8 protein-coding genes and 1 pseudogene are annotated in these 9,793 nt (G+C 71.8%); 5 read left to right on the top strand and 4 right to left on the bottom strand.

All coding sequences use genetic code 11. From position 1 onward, the window contains the following. Nucleotides 1–1,612 (top strand): lytic transglycosylase domain-containing protein (locus ACTS11_RS20485; RefSeq protein ID WP_442642132.1); only part of this gene is annotated, 1,612 nt, incomplete at its 5' end. Here ACTS11_RS20485 and ACTS11_RS20480 read toward each other — a convergent pair. After that, nucleotides 1,609–2,484 (bottom strand): DMT family transporter, encoded by an 876-nt coding sequence (locus ACTS11_RS20480; protein ID WP_442642131.1) that lies wholly within the window; start codon nucleotides 2,482–2,484, stop codon nucleotides 1,609–1,611. The two genes, ACTS11_RS20485 and ACTS11_RS20480, sit on opposite strands and share 4 nt — an antisense overlap. Beyond that, a complete protein-coding gene (gene mnmD / locus ACTS11_RS20475) occupies nucleotides 2,481–3,158 on the bottom strand; it encodes a tRNA (5-methylaminomethyl-2-thiouridine)(34)-methyltransferase MnmD (protein WP_442642130.1) in 678 nt (225 codons plus the stop codon). Before mnmD ends, ACTS11_RS20480 begins: the two co-directional genes overlap by 4 nt. Nucleotides 3,159–3,226: 68 nt before the next feature. Between mnmD and ACTS11_RS20470 the strand changes: the two genes are divergently transcribed. After that, complete coding sequence (locus ACTS11_RS20470; protein ID WP_442642129.1) at nucleotides 3,227–4,261, top strand: NAD(P)/FAD-dependent oxidoreductase; 1,035 nt, start codon at nucleotides 3,227–3,229, stop codon at nucleotides 4,259–4,261. On the opposite strand, the gene ACTS11_RS20465 is transcribed toward ACTS11_RS20470, so the two are convergent. Next, the gene (locus ACTS11_RS20465) at nucleotides 4,258–4,800 is read right to left on the bottom strand and encodes an NADPH-dependent FMN reductase (protein ID WP_442642128.1); all 543 of its coding nucleotides are present in this window, start codon (nucleotides 4,798–4,800) and stop codon (nucleotides 4,258–4,260) included. The genes ACTS11_RS20470 and ACTS11_RS20465 overlap by 4 nt on opposite strands. A 55-nt stretch (nucleotides 4,801–4,855) precedes the next feature. On the opposite strand from ACTS11_RS20465, the gene ACTS11_RS20460 reads away from it, so the two are divergent. Continuing rightward, the gene (locus tag ACTS11_RS20460; RefSeq protein WP_442642127.1) at nucleotides 4,856–6,478 is read left to right on the top strand and encodes a thiamine pyrophosphate-dependent enzyme; all 1,623 of its coding nucleotides are present in this window, start codon (nucleotides 4,856–4,858) and stop codon (nucleotides 6,476–6,478) included. A gap of 181 nt (nucleotides 6,479–6,659) precedes the next feature. Then, nucleotides 6,660–8,060, top strand: coding sequence for a 3-isopropylmalate dehydratase large subunit (gene leuC, locus ACTS11_RS20455; protein ID WP_442642126.1), 1,401 nt, complete (start codon nucleotides 6,660–6,662; stop codon nucleotides 8,058–8,060). Nucleotides 8,061–8,105: 45 nt separating this feature from the next. On the opposite strand, the gene ACTS11_RS20450 is transcribed toward leuC, so the two are convergent. Further along, nucleotides 8,106–9,317 carry an MFS transporter gene (locus tag ACTS11_RS20450; RefSeq protein ID WP_442642125.1) on the bottom strand — a complete coding sequence of 404 codons (1,212 nt, stop codon included), beginning with the start codon at nucleotides 9,315–9,317 and terminating at the stop codon, nucleotides 8,106–8,108. A gap of 140 nt (nucleotides 9,318–9,457) precedes the next feature. Between ACTS11_RS20450 and ACTS11_RS20445 the strand changes: the two are divergent. Next, nucleotides 9,458–9,793 (top strand): annotated as a pseudogene (locus ACTS11_RS20445) (DUF4198 domain-containing protein); the annotation flags it as partial.

Genomic DNA, 9,793 nt, shown 5'->3' with positions numbered 1-9,793 from the left:
GGCTCCGGTGACGGGGATGGGCGCGCTCGCGCTCGCCCGCGCCCATGCCGCCAGGGGCGACGCCGGCGCCGCGCGCGAGATCGCGGTCGCCGCCTGGACCGGCCTCACCATGTCGGGCGAGGCGGCCGCCGCGCTCCGCTCCGAGTTCGGCTCGCTCCTGAACGAGGGGGATCTGCACGTCCGCCGCCTCGACCACCTGCTCTGGGAGGGGGCGGAGGAACGCGCGCGCGCCATGTTCCCGCTGGTGCCCGAGGCGTGGCATCCGCTGGCCGAGGCGCGGCTCGCGCTCCGGGCGCAGGAGCCCGGCGTCAACGCGCTGATCGACGCCGTGCCGTCCAGCCTCGCCGACGATCCGGGCCTCGCCTTCGAGCGGTTCACCTGGCGCATCCGCGCGGGCTTCTGGGACACGGCGGGCGAGCTGATGGCGGAGCGCTCCACCTCGGCCGAGGCGTTGGGGCGCCCGCTTGCCTGGGCCGACCGCCGCGCGGACCTCGCCCGCGACGTGATGCGCGAGGGCGATTTCGGCACCTGCTACGACTACGCCGCCAACCATTTCCTGACGCGCGACGGCGACGAGAGCCTCTTCGCCGAGCTCGAGTGGATCGCGGGCTACTGCGCGCTCCGCCTCGGACGGAACGAGACCGCCGTGCGCCATTTCGAGGCGTTCCGCGACACGGTCGTCAGCCCGATCTCGATGGGCCGCGCGGGCTACTGGCTGGGCCGGGCGCACGAGGCGGCGGGCAACCCGACAGCGGCGGCCGAGGCCTACGCGCTCGGCGCGCGCTACCAGTCGAGCTTCTACGGCCAGCTCGCCGCCGAACGGGGCGGGCTGCCGATGGACCCGGCGTTCCTCGGCGACGAGGTCTACGGCGACTGGATGCAGGCGCCGTTCACCAATTCCGACGTGTTCCACGCCGCGCTCCTGCTCTACGAGGCGGGACAGCGGGACCTCTCCGAGCGGTTCCTGACCCACCTGACCGAGAGCCTGTCGCGGTCGGAGGCGGGGATGCTCGGCGACTTCGCGCTCGAGATCGGCAATCCGCACATCGCGCTCGGCATCGCCAAGCGCGCGGCGCAGGCGGGCCACGAGATCATGCGCGCCTACTACCCGCTCGCCGATCTCGCCGAGGCGGACCTGCCGGTGGACGCCGCGCTCGCCCTCTCGATCGCGCGGCGCGAGTCCGAGTTCGACCCGGGCGTGGTCAGCCATGCGGGCGCGCTCGGCCTGATGCAGGTGATGCCCGGCACGGGCCGCGACACGGCCGCGGCGCTCGGGATCGCCTTCGACGAGGGGCGTCTCAGGACCGACCCGGACTACAACCTGCTCCTCGGGTCCACCTATCTCGCCGGGCTGAACGAGCGCTACGGCGGCAATGTCGTCCTCGTCTCCATCGGCTACAACGCGGGTCCGCGCCGCGCCGCCGAGTGGATCGAGCGCTTCGGCGACCCGAGGCGGCTGGACGCCGAGGGCATCGTCGACTGGATCGAGGCGCTGCCCTTCACCGAGACGCGGAACTACGTGATGCGCGTGACCGAGAGCCTCGCGATCTACGAGGCGCAGCTGACCGGCCGCCTGCCGGAGATCGGCCTGTCCGAACGTCTCCTGCGCTAGGACGCCTGCGCCTTCACCCGCGCCCGCCACAGCGTGAAGAGCCCCGCCGCCACGACGAGCGCCGCGCCGATGGCGACGTTCGTCTCGAGCGTCTCGTCGAAGACGACGAAGCCCAGCGCCGAGGCGAAGACGAGCTGGAAGTAGGCGAAGGGCTGAACGACGCTTGCCTCCGCGACCGCGTAGGCCTTGATGAGAAGCCAGTGGCCGAGCGCCCCCGTGACGCAGAGCACCGCCATCCAGCCCCAGTCGCGGGGCGTCATCGGCTCCCAGAACCAGATGCCGATGACCGTCATGACGACCGCGCCGACCGTCCCCGTCCAGAAGAAGCTGGTCGCCGCGCTGTCCTTGCGCGCGGCATAGCGCGTCAGCAGGCCGTAGAGCGCGAACATGAACGCCGAGGCGAGCGCGATGAGCGCGGCGGGCTCGAACACCCGGAAACCGGGTTGAAGGATGATGAGCACGCCGAGGAACCCGACGCCGATCGCCGTCCAGCGCCGCCAGCCCACCTTCTCGCCGAGGATCGGGCCGGAGAGGGCCGCCACGAGCAGCGGATAGCAGGTGAAGACCGCGTGGCTTTCGACAAGCCCGAGGAGCGTGAAGGCCAGCACCATCACGCAGACCTCGAGCGCCAGCAGAACGCCGCGCGTCGTCTGGAGGAGCGGCTGCTCGGTCCGCGCCGCCGCCCGCAATCCGCCCTGGCTCCGGGCGGCGACGGTGATCACGAAGGCGGCGAAGAACCAGTAGCGGATCATCACCACCATCAGGACGTTGTATTCCCCGGCCAGGTGGCGGCTGATCCCGTCCTGCAACGCGAAGACGAAGGTGGTCGCGATCATCAGCAGGATGCCGAGTCGGGCGTTCTGTTCGGTCATGCAAGGCGTCCGGCGGTCATGTGGCGCTTGCGTCCGTAGCCCGGCAGCCGCGCGACGGCGAAACCCGCCGCCTCGAGACCGCGCCGCACGGCGCCCGCGGCGGAATAGGTGGCGCAGGTGCCGCCGGGCGCGGTACGCTCGGCGACCGCGCGGAGGAGGCCTTCCTCCCAGAGTTCGGGGTTCCGCGCGGGCGCGAAGCCGTCGAGGAACCATGCGTCGGCGCGCCCGGCCCAGCGCGGCAGCGTCTCGCGCGCGTCGCCGCACACGAGCGTGAGCGTGACGCCGCCCGCCTCCGCCTCGGGCGCGCCGTCCAGCACCGCCGCGATGACGTTAAGGAAGGGCGCGGCCTCGGGGAATGGGGCAAGCGCCCGGCGCGAGTCGTCGGGCGACAGCGGGAAGGCCTCGAAGCTCGTGAAGTCGAGCCGACCGGCCATTCCGGCCTCGCGCCATGCGGTCGCGGCGGCGACGAAGTTCAGCCCGGTGCCGAACCCGAGTTCGCCGATGGCGAAGCCGTCGCGGAACCGCGCGGGCAGGCCGTTGCCCGCGAGAAAGACGTGCCGCGTTTCGGCAAGGCCGTTCTCCAGCGAATAGAACGGATCGTCGAAGCGGCCCGACACGGGCACGCCGTCCCGCCACTCGAGCGGATGTGCCTCGGAACGCTGGTTTTCGGGCATGTCCTGGACTAGGTCACGGAGGGAGGGTCGCATCGGCGCGACATTCCTCCGGGGAGCCGGGACTTGCAATGGAGATCGTGGTCCACGGCGCGGGCATCTTCGGGCTGAGCATCGCCTTCGCCTGCGCCCGCCGCGGCGCGCGCGTCAGCGTCGTCGATCCGAACGGTCCGGGCGCCGGCGCCTCGGGCGGCCTCGTCGGTGCGCTCGCCCCCCATGTGCCGGAGAGCTGGAACACCAAGAAGGCGCTCCAGTTCCGCAGCCTCGACATGGCCGAGGGGTTCTGGGCGGAGGTCGCCGAAGCCTCCGGCCTCGATCCCGGATACGCGCGTCTCGGACGGCTCCAGCCGCTCGCCGACGCGGCGGCCGTGGAGCTCGCCCGCTGGCGCATCGAAAGCGCGCGGGAGCATTGGGAGGGCCGCTACGCCTGGGAGATCGCGTCCACCGACGACTGGCCCGGCCTTCTCGCCAGCCCCACGGGCCTTGCCGTGCGCGACACGCTGTCCGCACGGGTCCACCCGCGCCGCGCGCTCAAGGCGCTGACGGAGGCGCTGGCGCGGCGGGGGGCGGAAATCACGACCGAGGCGCGGAGCGGAGGCACCCATATCCACGCGACCGGCGCTGCCGGACTGGCCGAGCTCAACCGCCTCGGGCGTGGGCGCGCCGTGGGGACGGGCGTGAAGGGGCAGGCGGCGCTCCTGGGGTGTGACCTCGGGCCGGTGCCGCAACTCTATGCCGACGGGCTCCACATCGTGCCGCACATGGACGGAACGGTGGCCGTCGGCTCCACCTCCGAGCGGGACTGGGACGATCCGGCCACGACGGACGGACAGCTCGACGAGGTGATCGCGCGGGCGCGCGCCGCCTGCCCCGCCCTCGGCGACGCGCCGGTGATCGAGCGGTGGGCGGGCCTCCGCCCCCGGACGCGCTCGCGCGCGCCGATGCTGGGCGTCCACCCGGCGCGCGGCGACGCCTTCATCGCCAACGGCGGCTTCAAGATCGGCTTCGGCATGGCGCCGCTGGTGGCCGAACTGATGGCCGACCTCGTCCTCGACGGCGTCGACCGCATCCCGCCCGAGTTCCGCCCGGAAGCGAGCCTCGGCTAGAGCCGCGCCGCCGCGCGCAAAGCCGCCATCAGCTCCTCCAGCGCCGCGAGGTTCCGCTCGTTCGTCAGCCGCCCCTCGGCGTCGAACTGCTCGGACGCGAGGCCCACCAGGACCTCGGGCCCCGGCAGGACGTTCGCGCGGAACGGCACCATGGCAAGGCGCAGCGAGAACTGCGTCCGCTCGCCGCCCGCGCGCCCGCCCGTGGCCGAGACGATGGCGACGGGCTTGTCCCGCCACGGATTGCCCTTCGTCCGGCTGACCCAGTCGAGCGCGTTCTTGAGGACGCCCGACAGCGCCTTGTTGTATTCGGGTCCGGCGATCACCACGGCGTCGGCCGCCGCGATCTCGTCGGCGAGGGCCTGCACCTCGGGCGGAATGCCGTGCTCCGTCTCGAGGTCGCCGTCGTAGAGCGGCAGGCGCAGGTTTCCGTCGCGGAACTCCGCCGGGTCGAAGAGCCGCACCGCCTCCATCATCAGCTTGCGATTGAAGGACGCGGCCCTCAGCGAGCCGCAGATCCCGAGGAGCCTTCCGCTGGACATGACCATTACCCCGAAGCACAACCGTTCCCGGGCGCATCTAAGGCGGGAGGGAGAAATGGCCAGACGGCACGGCGGCAGGATCCTTGCGGACAGGCTGAAGCTGCACGGGGTGGACCGCGTCTTCTCGGTTCCGGGCGAGAGTTTTCTCGCGGCGCTCGACGGGCTCTACGATCACGACATCGAGAATGTGGTCTGCCGGCAGGAGGGCGGCGCCGCCATGATGGCCGAGGCCGACGCCAAGCTGACGGGGCGTCCCGGCGTCCTCTTCGTCACGCGCGGGCCCGGCGCCACGAACGCCAGTTCGGGCCTGCACGTCGCGATGCACGACGCGACGCCGATGGTCGTCTTCGTCGGCCAGGTGCCGCTCCGCCACCGCGACCGGGGCGTGTTCCAGGAGGTGAACTATCGCGCGCTCTTCGGGCCGCTGGTGAAATGGGTGGCCGAGGTCGAGCGCACGGACCGCATCGCCGAATACGTCGACCGCGCCTTCCTGCTGGCGCGGAGCGGGCGGCCCGGCCCCGTGGTCCTCGCCCTCCCGGAGGACGTGCTGTCGGCGGAGGCGGACGAGCCGTGCGCCCCCGTCGCCCGGCCCGCCGAGGCCGGTATCGACGACAGTGCGCTCTCGCGCATCCTCGACATCATGGCCGAGGCCGAGCGGCCCATGATCCTCCTCGGCGGTTCGCTCTGGGGCGCGGAGGACGGCGCGCGCGCGGCCGAGCTTGCCCGCCGCATGGGCGTGCCCCTCGCCGTGACCTTCCGGCGGCAGGACCACGCGGACAACGACCACCCGAACTACGCGGGCGATCTGGGCGTGGGACAGAACCCCGCGCTCGGGCGGCGGTTGGCGCAGGCCGACGCGATCCTGCTGCTCGGGGCGGAGCTGAACGATATCACGACACAGGACTTCGAGACCATCGACCGCGAGGCCCCGCCCGCCATCGTTCAGGTGACGCCGGACCCCGACGCCGCCTCCCGCGTCTATACGGCGGCGCTGGCGCTGACCGCGCATCCCGGCAAGGTGCTGCGCCGCCTCCTCGACGTGCTGCCGTTGGAGGATTGCCCCGACCGTGGCGCGCGCGAGGCCCGCGCCGAATACGAGCGCTGGCAGGAGCCGCAGGAAACGCCCGGCGCCGTGAAGATGGAGGAGGTGATCCTCTGGCTCCGCGACCATGCCGGGCCCGACGCGATCCTGACGAACGGGGCGGGCAACTATGCGGCCTTCCTCCACCGCTACTACCGCTGGCGCGTGCGCGGCACGCAGCTTGCGCCCACCTCGGGCTCCATGGGCTATGGCCTGCCTGCCGCGATCGCGGCCAAGCTGCGCCACCCCGAGCGCATGGTGATCTGCCTCGCCGGCGACGGCTGCCTCCAGATGACGATACAGGAGCTGTCGACCGCCCGCCAGCACGGCGCGGACATCGTGGTGCTGATCGCCAACAACGGCCGCTACGGCACGATCCGGATGCACCAGGAGAAGCACTATCCCGGCCGCGTCTCGGGGACCGACCTCTTCAACCCCGACTACGTGCAGCTCGCACGGGCCTATGGCGGGACCGGGCACCGGATCACGGCGATGGAGCAACTGCCCGCAGCGTTCGAGGCGGCGCGGCGGGGCGGGCTGCACCTGATCGAGCTGGTGCTCGACCCGCGGATGCTGTCGACCACGCGCAACCTCTGAGCCTTCTTGGCAAGCGCGCCCGCGTTGATATATGCGGGCGCAATGACCGGCGTTTTCGACATCGGGGATCTGGCGCGCCTGCCGTGGCGCTTTCACGGGCGGCTTCGCGCCGTGCCGCCCCTCGGGCCCGCCTGAGCCCGATCCCCTTCCCGAACGCGACCGAACATCAGAGAGACCTCCCATGACCGGCAAGACGCTCTACGACAAGATCTGGGACGCCCACCTCGTCCACGAGGCCGAGGACGGCACGAGCCTGCTCTACATCGACCGCCACCTCGTCCACGAGGTCACGAGCCCGCAGGCCTTCGAGGGGCTGCGCATGGCCGGCCGCAAGGTCCGCGCGCCCGAGAAGACGATCGCCGTGCCCGACCACAACGTGCCGACGACGCCCGACCGGCTGTCCGGCGGCATGAACGAGGAGAGCCGCATCCAGGTCGAGGCGCTCGACACCAACGCACGGGAGTTCGGCATCCACTATTACCCCGTCAGCGACATCCGGCAGGGCATCGTGCACATCGTCGGGCCCGAGCAGGGCTGGACCCTGCCCGGCATGACGGTGGTCTGCGGCGACAGCCACACCGCGACCCACGGCGCCTTCGGCGCGCTCGCGCACGGGATCGGCACCTCCGAGGTCGAGCATGTGCTCGCCACCCAGACGCTTATCCAGAAGAAGTCGAAGAACATGAAGGTGGAGATCACCGGCCAGCTCGGCCCGGGCGTCACCGCCAAGGACATCACGCTCTCCGTCATCGGTCTGACCGGCACAGCGGGCGGCACCGGCTACGTCATCGAGTATTGCGGCGAGGCGATCCGCTCGCTCTCGATGGAGGGGCGGATGACCGTCTGCAACATGGCCATCGAGGGCGGTGCGCGCGCGGGCCTGATCGCGCCCGACGAGAAGACCTTCGAGTACGTCAGGGGCCGCCCCCATGCGCCGAAGGGCGCGCAGTGGGAGGCCGCGCTCGCCTGGTGGAAGACGCTCAAGTCCGATGACGACGCGCACTGGGACAAGGTGGTGACGATCCGCGGCGAGGACATCGCGCCGGTCGTGACCTGGGGCACCTCGCCCGAGGACGTGCTGCCGATCACCGGCGCGGTTCCCGCGCCCGGAGACTTCAAGGGCGGGAAGGTCGACGCGGCCAAGCGCTCGCTCGAGTACATGGGCCTCCAGCCCGGCACGCCGCTCCGCGAGATCGAGATCGACACGGTCTTCATCGGCTCCTGCACGAACGGCAGGATCGAGGACCTTCGGGCAGCGGCCGAGATCCTCAAGGGCAAGAAGATCGCCGTGAAACGCGCGATGGTCGTGCCGGGCTCGGGCCTCGTGCGCGCCCAGGCCGAGGAGGAAGGTCTCGCCGACATCTTCCGCGAGGCGGGCTTCGAGTGGCGGCTTGCCGGGTGCTCCATGTGCCTGGCCATGAACCCCGACCAGCTCAGCCCCGGCGAGCGCTGCGCGGCGACCTCGAACCGCAACTTCGAAGGCCGGCAGGGCCGCGGCGGGCGCACTCACCTGATGAGCCCCGCGATGGCGGCGGCGGCGGCCGTGACCGGCCGGCTGACCGACGTGCGCGAGCTGATGTGATCCCGGCACGGGCGTCCAGGGGCGCCCGCGTCCGCCGATGGCGCCTCAGAGCGACCGCAGCACCCGGCGCGCGACCGGCACCATCGCCAGCGACAGCCCCAGGCACCAGACCGCCATCGTCCAGGCCTGCTGCGGCACCGGGATGCCCGCATCCACGATGACCCCGCCGATCCCCGGCCCGAGTGCGGTGGAGACGACGAGCACCGCGCTCGCCACCGCGCGGACCGAGCCGATGTGGTCGGTGCCGTAGGTCGCGGGCAGGAGCGTTCCCCAGACGGTGTTGGCGATGCCCTGCGTCACGCCGATAAGCCCGATGGCGACGATCCAGGCGAACGGCGTCTCGGCCATGCCGATCAGCGCGATCCCCAGCCCCATCGGCAGCACCGCGACCGGCAGGAGCCGCGCGGGCCCGAAGCGGTCGGCGAACCAGCCCGCCGCGAAGGCCGCCGCCACCTCGGACAGCGCCCAGGCCGGGTAGGCCGGGGCCATCGCGACCAGCGACCAGCCCTTGATCTCGGCGATGTGGACCTGGTGGAAGAAAACCACGGTCCCGATGTAGCCGGGCGTCAGCATCAGCGGCACAAGCGTCCAAAACAGCCAGTGCCGCAGCGCGTCCGACCGGCGCCAGTGCCGCCCGCCGAGGCCCGGCGCGCCCGCCACGCCGCCCTGGCTGCCCTGGGGTGTGCGGTCCTGCGCGAGGAGCCACACGAGGAGCGGCAGGATGACCAGAACGAGGATCGCCGCGACCACCAGCCAGCTCCCGCGCCAGCCGATCCACCCCATCACCAGCACCGCGGGCAGCGGCAGCAGCACCTGCCCGGTCGTGTAGCCGAGATTGGCGATGGCCATGGCGCGGCCCCGCGTGGCGACGAACCAGCGCGCCATGGCGGTCTGCTGGATGTGGCTGAACATGCCCTGACCGCAGAAGCGCAGCAGGAACACCGCGATCCCGAGCGCCCAGATCGCCTGGCCGAGCGCCATCAGCCCCGCGGCCCCTGCGAAGACGATCGCGACCATCGGCGCAAGCCGCGACAGCGGCACCGTGTCGGCCCAGGAGCCGCGCCCGAACAGAAGCGCCGCCGAGGCCAGCGTCGCGGCGGTGTAGATCAGGCCCCATTGCCCGTCGGAGAGGCCGTATTCCGCCCGGATCTCGCCGGCGAAGAGCGCGATGAACCACGTATGTCCGAGGCAGGCACCGAGCGCGAGGAGAATGCCGGTGGCGAGCCAGCGGCGGTTCTCGGCGAGGAAGCGGATCATCGAAGTGCCGTCGGATATGGGTCTGACGCAATCCATTAGGCCCGCGCCGGGGGGAACGCCATAGGTCGTCACGCCAAACCCATTGACTCCGGAGGCGGTTGGTCTGACCACGGATGCGGGGACGGGAAAGGACACGTCGGATGCTGCGTATCACGGTCGCCGCGGTGCTCGCGCTGCTGCTTGGCGCGGTGCAGGCTGCGGCGTACGAATTCTGGATCGAACCGGTGAGCTTCCGCTGCGAGGCGGGTGACGCGCTCAGCGCGGATATCCGCATCGGGGAGGAGTTCGACGGCGTGGCCCAGTCCTTCGCGGCCGAGCGGATCGCGCGCTTCGAGGTGCTCACCGCCGAGGGCGGAACGCCGGTCGACGGCACCCCGGGCACCCGTCCGGCCCTGCGCACGGAAGGGCTGCCGGAGGGCCTTGCGGTGATCGTCCACGAAACCGCGCCGCGCACGCTCGCCTGGCGCGATTCGGCG

It is taken from the genome of Roseicyclus sp. (assembly GCF_052168335.1).
GTDB lineage: Bacteria > Pseudomonadota > Alphaproteobacteria > Rhodobacterales > Rhodobacteraceae > Roseibacterium.
The sequence above is the reverse complement of the archived record's forward strand: the minus strand, read 5'-3'. Positions and strand labels throughout refer to the sequence as shown.